Annotated in this window: 17 protein-coding genes; 15 read left to right on the plus strand and 2 right to left on the minus strand. The window is 72.2% G+C overall.

What is annotated here, in order from left to right; all coding sequences use genetic code 11:
• Positions 1-19 precede the first annotated feature (19 nt).
• The 11 genes from rimP (at position 20) to AC0NZQ_RS20305 (ending at position 11,579) form a co-directional block, all read left to right on the plus strand.
• On the plus strand, positions 20-565 hold the full coding sequence (gene rimP / locus AC0NZQ_RS20255; protein ID WP_474531891.1) for a ribosome maturation factor RimP: 546 nt from the start codon (positions 20-22) through the stop codon (positions 563-565).
• Positions 558-1,598 (plus strand): transcription termination factor NusA, encoded by a 1,041-nt coding sequence (gene nusA, locus AC0NZQ_RS20260; RefSeq protein ID WP_474531892.1) that lies wholly within the window; start codon positions 558-560, stop codon positions 1,596-1,598. Before rimP ends, nusA begins: the two co-directional genes overlap by 8 nt.
• 155 nt (positions 1,599-1,753) lie before the next feature.
• Entirely contained in the window at positions 1,754-2,104 is a 351-nt protein-coding gene (locus AC0NZQ_RS20265) for a YlxR family protein (protein ID WP_474532042.1), read from the plus strand.
• A gap of 85 nt (positions 2,105-2,189) precedes the next feature.
• Positions 2,190-5,066 carry a translation initiation factor IF-2 gene (infB, locus tag AC0NZQ_RS20270; protein WP_474531893.1) on the plus strand — a complete coding sequence of 959 codons (2,877 nt, stop codon included), beginning with the start codon at positions 2,190-2,192 and terminating at the stop codon, positions 5,064-5,066.
• A 150-nt stretch (positions 5,067-5,216) separates the two neighbouring features.
• Positions 5,217-5,516 carry a DUF503 domain-containing protein gene (locus AC0NZQ_RS20275; RefSeq protein WP_474531894.1) on the plus strand — a complete coding sequence of 100 codons (300 nt, stop codon included), beginning with the start codon at positions 5,217-5,219 and terminating at the stop codon, positions 5,514-5,516.
• A gap of 27 nt (positions 5,517-5,543) precedes the next feature.
• Positions 5,544-5,981: a 30S ribosome-binding factor RbfA gene (gene rbfA, locus AC0NZQ_RS20280; protein ID WP_474531895.1), complete on the plus strand. Its 438-nt coding sequence runs from the start codon at positions 5,544-5,546 to the stop codon at positions 5,979-5,981.
• Positions 5,978-7,090, plus strand: coding sequence for a hypothetical protein (locus AC0NZQ_RS20285; protein ID WP_474531896.1), 1,113 nt, complete (start codon positions 5,978-5,980; stop codon positions 7,088-7,090). Before rbfA ends, AC0NZQ_RS20285 begins: the two co-directional genes overlap by 4 nt.
• Positions 7,083-8,405: an MATE family efflux transporter gene (locus AC0NZQ_RS20290; RefSeq protein ID WP_474531897.1), complete on the plus strand. Its 1,323-nt coding sequence runs from the start codon at positions 7,083-7,085 to the stop codon at positions 8,403-8,405. The genes AC0NZQ_RS20285 and AC0NZQ_RS20290 overlap by 8 nt, the downstream gene beginning before the upstream one ends.
• A gap of 9 nt (positions 8,406-8,414) precedes the next feature.
• The gene (truB, locus tag AC0NZQ_RS20295) at positions 8,415-9,317 is read left to right on the plus strand and encodes a tRNA pseudouridine(55) synthase TruB (RefSeq protein WP_474531898.1); all 903 of its coding nucleotides are present in this window, start codon (positions 8,415-8,417) and stop codon (positions 9,315-9,317) included.
• 44 nt (positions 9,318-9,361) lie between these two features.
• Entirely contained in the window at positions 9,362-10,474 is a 1,113-nt protein-coding gene (locus AC0NZQ_RS20300; protein ID WP_474531899.1) for a phosphotransferase, read from the plus strand.
• Between the two features lie 10 nt (positions 10,475-10,484).
• Positions 10,485-11,579 carry a hypothetical protein gene (locus tag AC0NZQ_RS20305; protein ID WP_474531900.1) on the plus strand — a complete coding sequence of 365 codons (1,095 nt, stop codon included), beginning with the start codon at positions 10,485-10,487 and terminating at the stop codon, positions 11,577-11,579.
• Here the strand turns inward: AC0NZQ_RS20305 and AC0NZQ_RS20310 are convergent.
• Complete coding sequence (locus tag AC0NZQ_RS20310; RefSeq protein ID WP_474531901.1) at positions 11,516-12,283, minus strand: MBL fold metallo-hydrolase; 768 nt, start codon at positions 12,281-12,283, stop codon at positions 11,516-11,518. The two genes, AC0NZQ_RS20305 and AC0NZQ_RS20310, sit on opposite strands and share 64 nt — an antisense overlap.
• A gap of 32 nt (positions 12,284-12,315) precedes the next feature.
• Between AC0NZQ_RS20310 and AC0NZQ_RS20315 the strand changes: the two genes are divergently transcribed.
• A complete protein-coding gene (locus tag AC0NZQ_RS20315) occupies positions 12,316-13,269 on the plus strand; it encodes a bifunctional riboflavin kinase/FAD synthetase (protein WP_474531902.1) in 954 nt (317 codons plus the stop codon).
• Positions 13,266-13,892 carry a hypothetical protein gene (locus AC0NZQ_RS20320; RefSeq protein ID WP_474531903.1) on the plus strand — a complete coding sequence of 209 codons (627 nt, stop codon included), beginning with the start codon at positions 13,266-13,268 and terminating at the stop codon, positions 13,890-13,892. Before AC0NZQ_RS20315 ends, AC0NZQ_RS20320 begins: the two co-directional genes overlap by 4 nt.
• Here AC0NZQ_RS20320 and AC0NZQ_RS20325 read toward each other — a convergent pair.
• The gene (locus tag AC0NZQ_RS20325; protein WP_474532043.1) at positions 13,878-14,387 is read right to left on the minus strand and encodes an SRPBCC family protein; all 510 of its coding nucleotides are present in this window, start codon (positions 14,385-14,387) and stop codon (positions 13,878-13,880) included. The two genes, AC0NZQ_RS20320 and AC0NZQ_RS20325, sit on opposite strands and share 15 nt — an antisense overlap.
• A gap of 87 nt (positions 14,388-14,474) precedes the next feature.
• Here AC0NZQ_RS20325 and rpsO point away from each other — a divergent pair, with 87 nt between their 5' ends.
• Positions 14,475-14,744, plus strand: coding sequence for a 30S ribosomal protein S15 (gene rpsO / locus AC0NZQ_RS20330; RefSeq protein ID WP_474531904.1), 270 nt, complete (start codon positions 14,475-14,477; stop codon positions 14,742-14,744).
• Positions 14,745-14,995: 251 nt separating this feature from the next.
• Positions 14,996-17,233, plus strand: a complete 2,238-nt coding sequence (locus AC0NZQ_RS20335) for a polyribonucleotide nucleotidyltransferase (protein WP_474531905.1) — start codon at positions 14,996-14,998, stop codon at positions 17,231-17,233.
• Positions 17,234-17,463 lie beyond the last annotated feature (230 nt).

A 17,463-nucleotide genomic window follows, 5' to 3' on the forward strand; every position in this document is an offset into this window, starting at 1 on the left:
TCACAGAAGGAGTGTTGCCATGCCGCCGCCCGCGTCAGCCGGAGCGTCCGGGGCCGCACTCCGCGGACGTCTGCTGGACCTCCTCGATCCGCTCGTCACTGCCGCGGGCTACGACCTGGAGGACATCGCCGTCTCCCAAGCCGGCCGCCGCAGCATCGTGCGCGTGGTGGTGGACGCCGACGGCGGGATCGACCTGGATGCCGTCGCGCAGGTCAGCCGCGTCGTCTCCGACGCCCTCGACACCGGTCAGGAGGCCGACGGTGACCTCGCCCGGGCGCTGGCGGGTTCCTACACGCTCGAGGTCACCTCGCCCGGCGTCGACCGGCCGCTGACCGAGCCACGCCACTGGCGTCGCGCCCGCGGGCGGCTCGTCAGTACCGAGGCTCACGGGAAGGCGATCACCGGGCGGGTCCTGGCCAGTGACGACGATGGCGTCACGCTGGAGGTCAAGGGACGGCAGCAGACGGTGCCCTGGCCCCACCTCGGCCGCGGCAAGGTGCAGGTCGAGTTCAACCGCGTGGCCGACGAGCGGTCCGCCGATCCCACGGAGGCCGAACATGGTTAACGTCGACCTCACTGCGCTGCGCAGCATCGAGCGCGAGAAGGAGATCAGCTTCGAGACGCTGATCAACGCGCTCGAGACTGCTTTGCTGACCGCCTACAAGCACACGCCGCACTCGATGCCGCACGCCCGCGTCGCCATCGACCGCAAGAGCGGCGAGGTGATCGTCTGGGCGCAGGAGTTCACCGCCGACGGCGAGCTGGAGGAGGAGTACGACGACACGCCCACCGACTTCGGTCGGGTGGCGGCCATGACGGCCCGTCAGGTGATCCTGCAGCGACTCCGCGACGCCGAGCACGACCAGACCTTCGGTGAATACTCCGGCCGGGAGGGCGACATCGTCACCGGCATCGTCCAGGCCGACGCGCAGGCCAACCAGCGCGGCGTCGTCGTGGTGGACATCGGCAAGGTCGAGGCGATCCTGCCGCAGTCCGAGCAGGTGCCGAACGAGGAGTACCCGCACGGCTCCCGGTTGCGGGCCTACGTCGTCGGCGTCGCCCGCGGCATGCGCGGCCCCCAGGTGACGCTGAGCCGCACCCACCCGAACCTGGTACGCAAGCTCTTCGCCCTCGAGGTCCCCGAGATCGCCGACGGCAGCGTCGAGATCGTCAACGTGGCGCGCGAGGCCGGCCATCGCAGCAAGATCGCCGTCCGGACGTCGGTCGACGGTCTCAACGCCAAGGGGGCCTGCATCGGTCCCATGGGCCAGCGCGTCCGCAACGTGGTGGCCGAGCTGCACGGCGAGAAGATCGACATCATCGACTGGCACGCCGACCCGGCGACCTACGTCGGAAACGCGCTCTCCCCGGCTCACGCGCTGCAGAGCGAGGTCGTGGACCCCGCCGTGATGGCGGTGCGGGTCGTCGTCCCGGACTTCCAGCTCTCCCTCGCCATCGGTCGCGAGGGTCAGAATGCTCGGCTGGCGGCACGGCTCACCGGCGCCCGCATCGACATCCACAGTGACGGCGAGGTCCCCGGTGACCAGCCGTCCGGCGCCGACGCGGCGGTGTCCGACACGCCCGACGCCGGGGAGTAGACTGAACGACGGTCGTCGCGTGGTCNATGGCGAGGTCCCCGGTGACCAGCCGTCCGGCGCCGACGCGGCGGTGTCCGACACGCCCGACGCCGGGGAGTAGACTGAACGACGGTCGTCGCGTGGTCGACGGCGTCTCACAGGGGATCAATGGGGCAATGGCGTTACGCGAAGGCCCTATTCGCACCTGTGTGGGGTGCCGCCGACGGGTGCCGGCCGAGGAATTGCTCCGTGTCGTCGTGGCACGGGACAGCAGCCCGACGGCCTCTGACCCGCTCGAGCTGGTGCCCGATCCGCGACGGCGACGTCCCGGACGAGGTGCCTGGGTGCACCCCGACGGGTCGTGTGTCGAACTGGCCGTTCGGCGCCGCGCATTCGCCAGGGCCCTTCGGGTGCCCGCGACGGTGAGCGCGACGCGGGTGGGCGAGTACGTTGCGGAGACGTCAGACGGAAGCGACGCCGACACGTTCGGTGCGGCGGCGAAAACCCGTAGGAGATACGAGCAATGAGCGTTCGATGAAGCGCCAGCAATGAGTAGGTCCACCCACTAAGGGACCGCGCGGTGTCGCCGCACGGTCTCATCGAAGGAGACACGTGCCCGGCAAGACCCGCGTATCAGCTCTTGCGAAAGAGCTCGGAATCACCAGCAAGGAAGCCCTCGCCAAGCTCGGCGACATGGGCGAGTACGTCAAGAGCGCCTCGTCCACCGTGGAAGCACCCGTCGCCCGCAGGCTCCGCGAGGCCTTCCCCGACGCCGCTCCGCCGGCGAAGAAGGCGCCCGCCAAGAAGGCGACCGCACCCGTCGAGCAGCCTGCCGCGACGCCGTCGCCCGCCGCTGCCCCCGCGCAGCAGGCGACTCCGGCCGCGCCTGCGGCGACGCCCGGCCCGGTGCCCGGCCCGGCGCAGCCCGCCGTGCCCGCTCCCGCCGCGCCCGCCCCGGCGGCGACCCCGGCTCCGGCCGCAGCCCGGACCCCGGCTCCGCCGGTGCCGAGCGCACCGGCCGCTCCCGCTGCCCCGGCTGCTCCCGAGCAGCCGGCGGCGTCGGCTCCCGCCCCGGCGGCGCCGCGTCCGGCCGCGCCGGGACCGCGTCCCGGCCCGCGCGTCGGCAACAACCCCTTCGGTGTGGGCGCCAACGCCCCCGCCCGTCCCGCCGCGCCTCGTGCCCCGCAGCAGCCGGGTACGCCCGGTGGCAGCCAGGGCGGCCCCGGCGGTCCCCGCCCGGCCGCGCCCGGCGGTGGCGGCCCCGGCGGTCCGCGCCCCAATCCCGGCATGATGCCGCCCCGCCCGAACCCCGGCATGATGCCGGGCCGGCAGGCAGGCCCCGGCGGTCGTGGTGGTCCGGGTGGCCCCGGTGGCCGTCCGGGTGGTCCCGGTGGCCGTCCGGGTGGTCCCGGCGGTCGTCCCGGTGGCGGCGGTGGCGGATTCCGCGGCGGCCCCGGTGGCGGTGGCCCCGGTGGCGGTCCCGGTGGTCCGGGTGGCGCCCCGTTCCGCTCCGGTGGCGGCGGTGGCCGCGGCCGTGGTGGTCGCGGTGCCCAGACGGCCGGCGCCTTCGGCCGCAAGGGCGGCCCCGCCGGCCGCGCCCGCAAGAGCAAGCGGCAGCGTCGCCAGGAGTTCGACAACATGTTGGCCCCGTCGATCGGCGGCGTGCAGGTCCCGCGCGGCAACGGCGACGTGCTGCGGCTGCCCCGCGGTGCCTCGCTGTCGGACTTCGCCGACAAGATCAACGCGAACCCGGCCTCGCTCGTCCAGATCATGTTCCACCTGGGCGAGATGGTGACCGCAACGCAGTCGGTCAACGAGGACACCCTGCAGCTGCTCGGTGCCGAGCTGAACTACACCGTCCAGGTCGTCAGCCCCGAGGACGAGGACCGCGAGCTGCTCGACAGCTTCGACCTCTCCTTCGGTGAGGACGAGGGCGACGAGGAGAACCTCATCGCCCGCCCGCCGGTCGTCACCGTCATGGGTCACGTCGACCACGGCAAGACGCGCCTGCTGGACGCGATCCGCAAGACCAACGTCATGAAGGACGAGGCCGGCGGCATCACCCAGCACATCGGTGCGTACCAGGTCCACGTCGAGCACGAGGGCCAGGACCGTCCGATTACCTTCATCGACACCCCGGGTCACGAGGCGTTCACCGCCATGCGTGCCCGTGGTGCGGCGACCACCGACATCGTCGTCCTGGTCGTCGCCGCCGACGACGGCGTCATGCCGCAGACCATCGAGGCGTTGAACCACGCCCAGGCTGCCGACGTCCCGATCGTCGTCGCGGTGAACAAGATCGACAAGGAGGGCGCCAACCCGTCCAAGGTGCGCCAGCAGCTCACCGAGTACGGGCTGGTCGCCGAGGAGTACGGCGGCGACACGCTCTTCGTCGATGTCTCGGCCCGCGCCAACCAGCACATCGACGACCTGCTCGAAGGCGTGCTGCTCACCGCGGACGCGGCGCTCGACCTGCGGGCCAACCCCGAGCAGGACGCGCAGGGCATCGTCATCGAGGCCCGGCTCGACCGCGGTCGCGGTCCGGTCGCCACGCTGCTGGTGCAGCGCGGCACGCTGCGGGTCGGCGACTCCGTCGTCGCCTCGGACGCCTACGGCAAGGTCCGCGCCATGCTGGACGAGAACGGCGACAACGTGGACGTCGCGACTCCGTCGCGTCCGGTCCAGGTGCTGGGTCTGAACTCCGTGCCCGGTGCCGGCGACTCCTTCCTCGTCGTCGAGGAGGACCGCGTCGCTCGGCAGATCGCCGACCGTCGTCAGGCCCGCGAGCGCAATGCGCAGCTGGCTGCCGGCAGCCGGCGGGTGTCGCTGGCCGACTGGACCGAGGCGCTCGCCGCGGGCAAGGTCGAGCAGCTCAACCTCATCATCAAGGGCGACGTGGCCGGTTCGGTCGAGGCGCTCGAGGAGTCGCTGGTCAACATCGACCTCGGCGACGCCAAGGACGAGGTGAGCCTGCGCGTCATCGGCCGCGGTGTCGGTGCGATCACCGAGAACGACATCAACCTCGCGGTCGCCTCCGACGCGGTGGTCATCGGCTTCAACGTCCGGCCCGAGGGCAAGGCGCGGGAGGCGGCCGAGCGCGAGGGTGTCGACGTCCGGTACTACACGGTCATCTACCAGGCCATCGAGGAGATCGAGGCTGCGCTCAAGGGCATGCTGAAGCCCGAGTACGAAGAGGTGCAGCTCGGTACCGCCGAGGTCCGGGAGGTCTTCCGGGTGCCGCGGATCGGCAACATCGCCGGCTCGCTGGTGCGTACCGGCCTGATCCGCCGCAACGCCAAGGCGCGGCTGATCCGGGACGGCGCCGTCGTCGCCGACAACCTCACCGTCGAGTCGCTCAAGCGGTTCAAGGACGACGCGACCGAGGTCCGGGACGGGTACGAATGCGGTATCGGTCTCGGGTCGTACAACGACATCAAGATCGACGACGTGATCGAGACGTTCGAGCTTCGCGAGAAGCCGCGCGTCTGAGGTTCGCTTCGTCGGTGGCGTGCCGTCCGCTCGCAACCACCCCGCGCTTCGCTCGGGGGGCCAGGCCCATCCAGGCTCGCGGACGGCACGCCACCGACTGCGCTCCGCTCGTCATGACGTGGTTGTCCAACCCGAGAGTGGGTGAGTGCGGTGGTGGTGGGCGTCTTGACCTGTGACCTGCTGCTCGGGGACGTCCGGTCGTTGAAGGAGAAGCGGTCGGTCGTGCGGCCGATCGTGGCGGAGCTGGTCCGCAAGTACGGGGTCTCGGCGGCAGAGACGGGGGATCAGGATCTCCACCGGCGCGCCGAGGTGTCGGCGTCGCTGGTGGCGGGGGACCGCGTGCACGTCGTTGAGGTGCTGACGGCGTGCGAGCGCCTCGTGGCCGGGCGCCCCGAGGTGGAGCTGCTGTCGACCCGCACGCGAGTGCTCGACGACGACGACCTCAACTAGTTCGATTCCGCGGAGAAGGAGAACGTCATGGCTGACGCGGCGCGCGCTCGGCGACTGTCCGGGCGCATCAAGCAGATCGTGGCCACGGTGATCGAGCGGCAGATCAAGGATCCGCGGCTCGGCATGGTGACCATCACCGACGTCCGCGTCACCGGCGACCTGCACGACGCTACCGTCTTCTACACCGTCCTCGGCGACGAGGACGACCGCGCTGCCTCGGCCGCCGCGCTGGAGTCGGCCAAGGGCGTGCTGCGCAGCGAGGTGGGACGGCAGACCGGCGTCCGCTTCACGCCGACCCTGACCTTCACCCTCGATGCGCTGCCCGACAACGCCCGGCAGCTGGAGGATCTGCTCGCCCGCGCCGCGGCCGAGGACGCGAAGCTGGAGGCGGCCCGGAAGGGGGCTGTCCCGGCCGGGGAGGCAGACCCGTACCGCAAGCCCCGGGTCGTCGACGAGGACGAGTGAGCGACCACCGGGCCGACGCCGCGACGGAGACCGCGACGGACGCCGCGGCCGACTCCGGGACCACCTCCGCGGCCGACGCCGGGACCGACCAGGCGTCAGTCGAGCCGCGGCGCCGTCCGCGTCCGGGCGCCGCCGCCCCCGCCACCCGGTCGTCCCGGCGCGCGCAGGAGGCCCGCGACGCCCCGCCGCGATGGTGGCTGCGCGGACCGGTCCTGCTCGTCGTCGCCGTCGCGCTCACGGCGATCGCGATCATCGCCTCGGTCGTCGCGCTGCGCCGTCACGACGCGACGCCGCAGGCCGCCGCGAGGACCGGCACCGCAGGCTCGGCAGCCGCAGCTGCGCGGGCCTTCGTGGCCGGTGCCGCCGCCGGCGTCGGCGCCGTCACGACCTACGACTACCGCTCGCTGGACCTCGCCCTCCGCGCGGCCGACGGGGTCACCACGGGTGCCTATCGCCGGGCGTACCGCGCCGCGATCGAGGGGAGCCTCGGCCGGCAGGCCCGGGCGCAACGGATCGTGCAGACCTTCCGGCAGACGGCCGCGGGGATCGGCGAGATGTCGTCGGACCTGCGGACGGCGAAGGTGCTGATCTTCGGCGTGCAGACGGTGGTCCGGGGCGACTCGGACCCGCAGGACAGCGCGCTCACGCTGACCGCGACCATGCAGCGGGTCGGCAGTCGCTACCTCATCAGTCGGCTCGACGCCGGTGCCAATGCCGGTGTGCCCGCCGGCTCCGCCCGCGTCGCCGACGCCGCCGAGACGGCGCGCCGTCACGTGGTGGCGGCGCTGACCCTGCGCCGCGACTCGCTCGACTCCGACGAGGCGGCGGCGCTGGCCGCGACGGGTGATCCGCTGCGCTCGGAGCTGCAGGCCTCGCTGCCCGCCGCGGCCCGCCGGGTGCGGCAGGGGGGCTACGACCTCACCGGCCGCGCCACCGCCGTCGCCATCGAGCAGGCCCGCGGTGACCGGGTCATCGTGCTGGTGGCGGCCACCGGCAGCCGCACCGAGAACGGCAGGACCAGTGTCGTCGCCGATCAGCGACTACGCGTCAACGTGCTGCTGGTGGGCGGTGCCTGGCAGGTCACCGACATCGCCGACGCCGGTGTCTGACCGTCTCGCCGGCACGGGCACCGCCGCGACGGCTCCCACCCGCCGGCTGCTGGCGCTGTCGGCCTCGGCCTTCGGGGTGCTCGCCGCCGAACCGCTCTACCTGCTCGTCGACACCGCCGTCGTCGGTCACCTCGGTGCCCGCGACCTCGCCGGCCTGGGCGTCGGGGCCGCGCTGATGACGCTGCTGACCGTCGTCGGCACCTTCGTCGGCTACGGCACCACCAGCCGCGCGGCCCGCGCCTACGGCGCCGGTGACACCGCCGGCGCGGTCCGCGAGGGGGTGCAGGCATCCTGGCTGGCCGCCACGATCGGCGCCGTGGTCGCCGTCGTCGGCTGGCTTCTCGCGGGCCCGCTCACCGGCCTGCTCGCTGGCGACGGGGAGATCCAACGCGCGGCCGAGCAGTGGTTCCGGGTCGCCGTACTGGGGCTGCCGGGCGTGCTGCTCGTGCTGGCTGGCCACGGCTGGATGCGCGGCATCCAGCGGACCCGCGCCCCCGTCGTCATCGTCCTCGCCGCGAACGGACTCTCGGCCGCGCTCTGCCCGCTGCTCGTCTATCCCGCCGGATGGGGGCTCGTCGGCTCGGCCGTCGCGAATGTCGCCGCCCAGGCCGTCGGCGCCGGACTCTTCCTGGCCGCCCTGCGCCGGACCGGGGTGAGCCTGCGACCGGAGCTGACTGTCATCCGCGCCCAGGCCGTCGTCGGCCGGGACCTCGTGATCCGGGCCGCCGCCTTCCAGGTCGCCTTTCTCACCGCCGCCGGGGTGGCGTCCAGGATGGGGACCGCGCAGATCGGCGCCCACCAGATCGGACTGCAGCTGTGGAACTTCACCGCGCTGCTGCTGGACTCCTTCGCGATCGCGGCACAGTCGCTGGTCGGCGCCGCCCTCGGTGGTGCGGATGTCGGCGCGGCCCGGGCGATGTCGTGGCAGGTCGCGCGACTGGGGCTCTACGCCGGCCTGCTCCTCGCCGCCGTCTTCGGGGCCTTCGCCTGGCTCATCCCGGGCCTGTTCACCTCGTCGTCGGCCGTGGTCGCGCAAGCGCACATCCTGTGGCCGTTCTTCGTGGCGATGCTCCCCGCCGCCGGTGTCGTCTTCGCCCTGGACGGCGTGCTCATCGGTGCCGGGGACGTCCGCTTCCTGCGCACGATCACGGTGCTCTCCGCGGTGCTGGCCTTCGCCCCGCTCAACGTGCTGGCGCTGCGGTTCGACTGGGGCATCGCCGGCGTCTGGGCGGGGCTGGCCGCCTTCGTCCTGGTGCGGCTGGTCGGCATGCTCCACCGGGTCCGCGGAGACGCCTGGCTCGTCACGGGTCACTAGGGTCGGTTCGTGTCCCGCGCTCCCGCCCCTCCCGTGACCAGCGGTCTGGTGATCGTCGACAAGCCCGGTGGCATGACGAGCCACGACGTGGTGGCGAGAATGCGCAGGATCGCGCGAACCCGCAAGGTCGGCCACGCCGGGACGCTGGACCCGATGGCCACCGGGGTGCTCGTCGTCGGTGTCGGCGCCGCCACCCGGTTGCTGCACCACCTCGTCCTCACCGACAAGGCCTACACCGCGACGATCCGGCTGGGGGCGGCGACGACGACCGACGACGCCGAGGGGGAGATCGTCGGCGGCGCCTCGGCCGCCGCCGTCACCGCCGAGCAGGTGAGGGCGGCGATGCGTCCCCTCACCGGGACGATCGAGCAGGTGCCGAGCTCCGTCTCGGCGATCAAGGTGGACGGTCGACGCGCCTACGACCGGGTCCGCGACGGCGAGCAGGTCGAGCTCGCCGCCCGCCCCGTCACGGTGAGCCGCTTCGAGGCGGGCGAGCTGCGACGCCGCGACGAGCTGCTGGACGTCGACGTGACGGTGGAGTGCAGTTCGGGGACCTACATCCGCGCGCTGGCCCGTGACCTCGGCCGATCGCTCGGCACCGGTGGGCACCTGACGGCGCTGCGGCGGACCAGGGTCGGTCCCTTCGGCCTGGAGAGCGCGCGCACCCTCGACGCGCTCGCCGACCTCCCCGACCCGGTGGTGCTGCCGCTGGCCGACGCCGTCCGGACGGCGCTGCCGGTGCGCCGGATCGACGAGGACGAGGCCCGCGAGCTCTCCTTCGGCCGCAGCCTCGACGGTCGCGGGATCGACGGTGTCCACGGCGCGATCACGGGCGACGGCCGCGCCGTGGCGCTGCTGCGCGAGGCCGACGGCCGGGCCCGTCCGGTACTGGTCTTCGCGGCCGCCGGATAGGTCGCCTCCCGCGTCGCCGCGCCGGATTCGGGTAGGACTGAGCAGTGAGCGATGACCTCGAGGACCGGAACCTGGCCGACGTGCGCGACCTGCTCCCCGGCGAGGAGCTGGAGGTCGTCGGCGCGCTGGCCTCGGGTGATCGCAGCACCGTGCTGCGGCTGCGAGCCACCGACCGCGACGGCGCGCAGCGGGGCCTGGTGCTCAAGCGCTACCTCGACGGGGACGGCCGGCGCCGGGAGCCCGCCGCGCTGGCCAGCGTCCCCGGCGCCGTCCGGGTCCCCGCAGTGCTCGCCGCCGCCGAGGACCTGCTCGTCCTGGAGGATCTCGGCGAGGGCAGCAGCGTGGCGGACGCCCTGCTCGGCGACGACCCGGTCGACGCGGCCGCCGCCGTGGTCGGCTGGGCGGAGGCGGTCGCCGAACTGCACCTGGCCACCCGAGGCAGCCGGCAGGGCTTTGCCGCGGAGCTCGCCCGGCGTGGCGACGACCTCGCCGAGTCCTGGCTGCCGCAGCACGTGCGCGAGGCCGAGCGGCTCCTCGACCGGCACTGCGGCGCCCTCGGCGTCACCATCCCGACCGGCGCGCTGACCGAGTTCACCGGTCTGCTCGATCGGCTCAGCCCCGACTCGCCCCTGGCCGCGCTGACCCCCGCCGACGCCTGTCCGGACAACAACGTGCGCGTGGGCGAGCGCATCGTGCTCGTCGACTTCGAGGGCGCGCAGTGGGCGCACATCGCCTGGGACGTCGCCTACCTGCTCGTGCCGTGGCCGACCTGCTGGTGCTCGTGGGCGATCCCGGCCGAGGTCCGTGACCGGGCGATGGCCCGCTACCGCGAGATCGCTGCCGCCGAGCTGCCGGCGGTCGCCGAGGACGGCTTCGTCGCCGACGTCGAGGCCGCCGCGGTGGGCTGGTGCCTGATGAGCGCGGCGTTCTCCCTGGACTTCGCCCTCGGCCCGGAACCCGAGCTGGACCACCAGGTGGAGCTCGACCGTCCGTCGCCGCAGCGACGCGCGCTCGTGCTGGACCGGCTGCGGCGCGTCGCGGCCAACGCGGTGCTGCCCGCCGCCGCGGAGCTCGCCACGAACCTGCTGGCGGCGCTGGACGAACGCTGGCCGGACAGCCCCCTCGCCCTCGCCCCGGCGTTTCGGGCAGGCGGTTGACCCTGCGGTCATGACACTCGAACAGCAGGTGGTCTTCGCGGCCGTGGTCGTGCTGCGCCTGGCCGTCCCGCTGTTCATCCCGCGCTTCCCGCTACCCGCCCTGCTGGCGTCTCTGGTGGTTGACGGCATCGACCAGACGGTCTTCCAGTGGTTCGACGTCTCGGCTGTCCTGGCCGAGTACCAGAGCTACGACAAGGCGCTGGACGTCTACTACCTCGTCATCGCCTACACCGCGACGATGCGCAACTGGCACGACGACGTCGCGTTCGGCATCGGTCGGGTGCTCTGGTACTGGCGGCTGGTCGGCACCGTCGCCTTCGAGTACAGCGGCTGGAGCCCGCTGCTGCTGATCTTCCCGAACGCCTTCGAGTACTTCGTCATCGCCTACGAGGCGGTCCGCACCCGGTGGCGTCCGACCCGGCTGTCGGACCGGCAACTGCTGCGGCTGGCTGCCGTCATCGTGGTGGTGGTCAAGCTGCCGCAGGAGACGTGGATCCACGTGCTGCATCTGGACGTCACCGACGAGGTGACGGCACACCCGCTCCTCGCCGCGCTGGTCGCGGTGGCGGCGGGTGGGGCCGGGTCGGCCATCGTCGCTCGTGCCCGGCGCCGGGTGCCGCCCCCCGACTGGCCGTTTACCACGAGCGTCGACCGGCATCAGGCCCGCAAGCGACCCGACACCCGGCCCGAGGGGCTGCGCACGCTGCTCTGGACCACGGGGGAGAAGGCGGTGCTGATCTCGCTGGTGGTGGTGATCTTCGGACACATCCTGCCCACGACGGCCGGCGCGGGGGCGCTGGCGCTGGGCGTCGTCGTCACCGTCGTCCTCAACGCCGGCGTCACCGAGCTGCTCGAGGAGCGGCGACTGATCCCGCCCGTCCTGCCGGTGCGCTTCGCCATCGGTGTCGTCATCAACGCGGTCATCTTCGAGGTGCTGGTGTTGCTGCGGCCGGCGGTGACCGTCGACCGGCTCTCGGCGCTCTTCCTGCTGTTGCTGCTGACCTTGATCATCACGCTCTACGACCACTTCCGGTCGGTGAGCTACGGCATCCCGGTGGACCCACCCGGCGGGAGTACGGTCACGTCGGTCTCGCCGGCGACCTGAGCCGCCCACCGCGCGAACAGCTCACCGGGACGGACGGCGAGGTCGGGGCGCAGCCGCCGCAGCCCCGGCACGAGCAGGGTCCCCCAGTGGATCGGCACCGCCGCCCGTGCGGCGACCAGCCCCGCCACCCCGGCAGCCTGCCGCGGGTCGAGATGGTGCGGTCCCAGCGACGGTCCCCAGCCGCCCACCGGAAGCAGCGCGAGATCCACCTCGCCGCGCAGGTCCCGCATGCCGGCGAAGGCGCCGGTGTCCCCGGCGAACCAGATCCGTCGGGTGCCGCGGATCAGGTAGCCGAGGGCGGGGGCGACCAACCCGGACCCGACCCGGTCGCCGGGGTGCCGGGTCGGCAGTGCGGTGACGACCAGCGAGCCCACCCGCAACTCGTCGCCGACATCGACCTCTCGGACATCGGCGAAGCCGTGGAAGAGCGGGACGGCCCCGGCTGGGGCCACCATCGTCACGTCCGTGCCCAGCCGCCGCAGCGAGGGCAGGTCCAGGTGGTCGTGGTGCAGGTGGGAGATCAGGACGGCGTCCGGCCGCCGCCAGGCCTGCTCGGACGGAGGCGGACCGTGGCGGCGCAGCGGGCCGACGTGGTCGCGCAGGATCGGGTCGGTCACCAGCCGGGTGCCGTCCAGATCGATCGTCGTCCCGGCGTGACCCAGCCAGGTCACGGCATCCGGACGAGGGCGGGACGAGTCGGCCACGCCTCCAGCTTGCCCGTCGCTACCCTGAGGCCGTGCAGCGATGGCGCGGACTCGAGGCAATCCCCGGCGGCTGGGGCCACTGCGTGGTCACGATCGGCGTCTTCGACGGCGTGCACCGCGGTCACGCGGCGATCATCGGTCAGGCGGTCGAGCTGGCCGCCGAACGTGGGGTGCCGAGCGCGCTCATCACCTTCGTGCCGCATCCGGCCGAGGTGGTGCGCCCCGGCTCGCATCCGCCGGTGCTCACCAGCATCGTGCGCCGCGCCGAGCTCGTGGAGCAGCTGGGCGTGGATGTCTTCCTCGCCCTGCCGTTCACCCTCGAGCTGTCGCAGCAGCCGCCGGACGGCTTCGTCCACGACGTCCTCGTCGACCGGCTCCACGCCTCGGCGGTGGTGGTGGGGGACAACTTCCGCTTCGGCCATCGGGCGGCCGGCGACGTCGAGATGCTGGCCCGCCTCGGCCGCACCTTCGGCTTCTCGGCGCACGGCGTCCCGCTGCTGCAGCAGGGCGACACCCCGATGAGCGCCACCTACGTCCGCTCCTGCGTGCAGGCCGGTGACATGGCCGCAGCCACCGCCGTGCTGGGACGGCCGCACCGGGTGGACGGTGTCGTCGAGCGCGGCGACCAGCGGGGCCGCGAGCTGGGGTACCCGACGGCGAACCTGCGCACCGACCAGTGGGCCGCCGTCCCCGCCGACGGTGTCTACGCCGGCCGCGTGGTCCGGCTCGACGAGTGGGGTCGCACTGTCGCCGGCGCGGCGCTGGGCACCGCCGCCATCTCCGTCGGCACCAACCCCACCTTCGACGTGCGGCAGCGACGGGTCGAGGCCTTCGTGCTGGACTTCAGCGGGGACCTCTACGGCGAGAACCTCGGTTTCGAGTTCACCCACCACCTGCGCGGGATGACGAAGTTCGACTCGGTCGAGGAGCTCGTCACCCAGATGGACGCCGACGTCGCGCGCACCCGCGAGCTGGCCGGGCCGTGATCGACCACCGGCGGCCGGCCGACGCCCGGTCGCTCGCCGGGACCGCCCTCTGGCGCGCCGTCATCGTGGCCTGCGGCGCCATCGGCGTGATCGGAGCGGTGCGGGGTCGCGGGCTGGGTGAGGCCCTGAGCGAGCTGAGCCAGCAGGCCAGCCTCGCCACCGCGGTGATCTACCTCGGCCTGCTGCTCTACCCCCTGGTCACCGGCCGCCGCTGGCACGAGCCCCGCTCGCCCTGGTGGCGCGGGGCGCTGGCGGTGACCCTGCTGCTGGTGCTCGTGGTCTACGCCGCGCTGCTCGACAGTGACTTCGGCACCGTCCACTCGCAGTTCGAGCACCTCATCACGCCGATCGCGGTGACCCTCGACGTCGTGCTGGTGGGGCGCAATCTGCTCAACGTTTCGTGGTGGTCGGTGCTGACCTGGCTCGTCTTCCCGCTGGCCTATCTCGTCTACTACAACGCCGCCGACCTCTCGGCCTACGACATCCCGCTGCGCTACGGCGACGCCGACTTCGCCGGCTACGTCGTCGCCCTCCTCGCCGGCACGGTCGTGGTGGCGACGGTGCTGGTCGGCGTCGGCAAGGCGCGGGCGGCGGCCGACGCGCGTGGGTCAGCCCGCCAGTAACTTGCGCAGCACCCGGCCGAAGAGCAGCCGCGCCGAGACGCGGGCCAGCGGATCGGCGAAGCGAGGCAGCCCCCGGGGCCGGGCGACCTCTGTCCAAGTCGCACGGGAGCCGCCGGGGCGGGCCGAGACGGTGATCTCGGCCCAGCCGTGGATCAGTCGACCGCGCTTCTCCAGCCGGCAGCGACCCGGCCGGTCGTCGGCCGGCGGCTCCCAGACTGTGATCGCCATCGGGTCGTCGAAGCCGATGGGACCCAGTGCGGTCCGCGCGGTGAAGACCGTTCCCACCGAACTCGGTCCCGGCGGCTGCACCCGCATGGTCGTGAAGGGCACGTGTCGACCGTGCGCGGGCCAGTCGGTGATGCGCTGCCAGGCGTCAGCGGGCGACAGCGGCGAATCCTGCGTGAGGACGAACGGTTTCACGCAGACGGACATACCCGGCGCGGTGGCAGGCGCACACCGGGCGTCCTGGTAACCTTGCCCACGAGGCGTGTTCATGACGCCCGCAGACGCATGCGCGTTCACCCATCCACCGTGGTTCAGACCGGTGGAGCGCGCCTGCACCGAGATCACGAGGAGTCGTCCGTGCCCCTGGCCCAGGATGTCAAGAAGCAGATCATCGCCGAGTACGGCACCAAGGACGGCGACTCGGGTTCGGCCGAGGTCCAGGTCGCGCTGCTGTCGCGGCGCATCAGTGACCTCACCGAGCACCTCAAGATGCACAAGCACGACCACCACAGCCGTCGTGGCCTGCTGCTGCTCGTCGGTCAGCGCCGCCGGCTGCTGAACTACCTCATGAAGACCGACATCAACCGCTACCGCTCCATCGTGGAGCGTCTCGGCCTGCGCCGGTAGTGGAAGAGGGAGCGACCCGGACGGGTCGCTCCCTCTCTTCGTAGGGACAACTGCACAAACACCAACCGATCGCCGGACGCACGCGCGTCCACCAGCGACATCCGAGCACTGACGCCGGTCCTCGGTAGTGGCGGGCGGGGACGATCCCCGACCGCTTCGATCGAAGACCGGCACCGGGCCCCAGTGGGGTCAGCGGTGTGAATCGCTCGTACGTCGCCTGTGCGCTCCGGCACGTACGAGAGGAGACCTCTGTGACAGAGGTTCACGAAGACGGTGTGTTCGAGACCGAGGCCGTGATCGACAACGGCACGTTCGGCACCCGCACCATCCGGTTCGAGACCGGCCGGCTGGCCAAGCAGGCCGCCGGTTCCGTCGTCGCCTACCTGGACGACGACACCATGCTGCTGTCGGCCACCACGGCCGGCAAGAAGCCCCGCGAGGGCTTCGACTTCTTCCCCCTGACGGTCGACGTCGAGGAGCGGATGTACGCCGCGGGCCGCATTCCCGGCTCGTTCTTCCGCCGCGAGGGTCGTCCGTCCGAGGACGCGATCCTCACCTGCCGCCTCATCGACCGGCCGCTGCGCCCCACCTTCATCAAGGGCCTGCGCAACGAGGTCCAGGTCGTCATCACCGTCATGGCGTTGAACCCCGACCACGCCTACGACGTGCTCGCCATCAACGCGGCGTCCGCGTCGACGCAGATCTCTGGCCTGCCGTTCAACGGCCCGGTCGGCGGCACCCGCGTCGCCCTCATCGACGGTCAGTGGGTCGGCTTCCCGACGCACTCGGAGCTGGAGCGCGCCTCCTTCGACATGGTCGTCGCCGGCCGCACGCTGGACAACGGCGACGTCGCGATCATGATGGTCGAGGCCGAGGCGACCGAGGGCGTCATCGAGCTCATCGCCGGTGGCGCGACCAAGCCGACCGAGGAGGTCGTCGCCGAGGGTCTCGAGGCGGCCAAGCCGTTCATCGCCGCCCTCTGCAAGGCGCAGTCCGACCTCGCGGCGAGCGCCGCGAAGCCGGTCCAGGAGTTCCCCGTCTTCCTCGACTACTCCGACGAGGTCTACGACGCGGTCCGCAACGAGGTCGAGGCCGAGGTCGCGACCGCGCTCACCATCGCCGACAAGCAGGAGCGCGAGAACAAGCTCGACGACATCAAGGAGTCCGTCAAGGACACCCTGGGTCAGCGCTTCGAGGACCGCTACAGCGAGATCGGCGCCGCCTTCCGCGCGCTGAACAAGAAGCTGGTCCGGCAGCGCATCCTGCGCGACAAGGTCCGCATCGACGGCCGCGGTCTGGCCGACATCCGCACGCTCTCGGCCGAGGTCGAGGTCATCCCGCGGGTGCACGGCTCGGCGCTCTTCCAGCGCGGCGAGACCCAGATCCTGGGCGTCACCACGCTGAACATGCTGGGCCTGGAGCAGAAGCTCGACACGCTTTCGCCGAACCGCACCAAGCGCTACATGCACAACTACAACTTCCCGCCGTACTCGACCGGTGAGACCGGCCGAGTGGGCTCGCCCAAGCGCCGCGAGATCGGCCACGGCGCGCTCGCCGAGCGGGCGCTGCTGCCGGTGCTGCCGGGCCGCGACGAGTTCCCGTACGCGATCCGTCAGGTCTCCGAGGCCCTCGGTTCGAACGGCTCGACCTCCATGGGCTCGGTCTGCGCCTCGACGCTCGCGCTGCTGAACTCCGGCGTCCCGCTCAAGGCGCCGGTCGCCGGCATCGCCATGGGCCTGGTCTCCGACGAGGTCGACGGCAAGACCGAGTACGTGGCGCTCACCGACATCCTCGGTGCCGAGGACGCCTTCGGCGACATGGACTTCAAGGTCGCCGGCACCAAGGAGTTCGTCACGGCGCTGCAGCTGGACACCAAGCTCGACGGCATCCCGTCCGAGGTGCTCGCCGCCGCGCTCAAGCAGGCCCGCGACGCGCGCCTGCACATCCTGGACGTCATGGCCGAGGCCATCGACGGCCCGGACGAGATGAGCCCGTACGCCCCGCGCGTCACCGTAGTGAAGATCCCGGTCGACAAGATCGGCGCGGTCATCGGCCCCAAGGGCCAGATGATCAACGCCATCCAGGACGAGACCGGCGCCGACATCACCATCGAGGACGACGGCACGATCTACGTCGGTGCCGCCGACGGACCGTCGGCCGAGGCCGCCGTCGACCGCATCAACGCGATCGCCAACCCGCAGATGCCCAAGGTGGGCGAGCGCTTCCTCGGCACGGTCGTCAAGACCGCCGCCTTCGGCGCCTTCGTCTCGCTGCTCCCCGGCAAGGACGGTCTCGTCCACATCAGCAAGCTGGGTCGCGGCAAGCGCATCGGCAAGGTCGAGGACGTCGTCAACGTCGGCGACAAGATCCAGGTCGAGATCCTCGAGATCGACCAGCGCGGCAAGATCTCGCTGGGTCTGGTCGACGAGGAGGCGAAGTCCGAGGCCACCCCAGACAACGCTCCGGCTGAGGCTCCCGCCACCAGCTGATCCTCTTCGAGGAAGGGCCGGGACGCGCTGCGCGCGTCCCGGCCCTTCGTCGTCTCCACCTTCCCCTGTCGTGTGGTCGTTTGTGCCGCGCAGAATCGACCACACGACAGGGGAAGCGCAGTAACCCGCGGGTCAGTCGCCCTTGACGTTCACGATCTGGCGCAGGGTGTGGGGCGAAGACGGCGAGCTTGGTGACCTCCATGCTCCGGAAGCCCACAACTGCGTTCGTG

The organism is Jatrophihabitans sp. sgz311053, assembly GCF_056135305.1.

Coding starts and splice junctions, on each gene's coding strand:
- rimP (WP_474531891.1), top strand. CDS start 20: ATGCCGCCGCCCGCGTCAGCCGGAGCGTCCGGGGCCGCACTCCGCGGA.
- nusA (WP_474531892.1), top strand. CDS start 558: ATGGTTAACGTCGACCTCACTGCGCTGCGCAGCATCGAGCGCGAGAAG.
- AC0NZQ_RS20265 (WP_474532042.1), top strand. CDS start 1,754: ATGGCGTTACGCGAAGGCCCTATTCGCACCTGTGTGGGGTGCCGCCGA.
- rbfA (WP_474531895.1), top strand. CDS start 5,544: ATGGCTGACGCGGCGCGCGCTCGGCGACTGTCCGGGCGCATCAAGCAG.
- AC0NZQ_RS20305 (WP_474531900.1), top strand. CDS start 10,485: ATGACACTCGAACAGCAGGTGGTCTTCGCGGCCGTGGTCGTGCTGCGC.
- AC0NZQ_RS20325 (WP_474532043.1), bottom strand. CDS start 14,387: ATGAACACGCCTCGTGGGCAAGGTTACCAGGACGCCCGGTGTGCGCCT.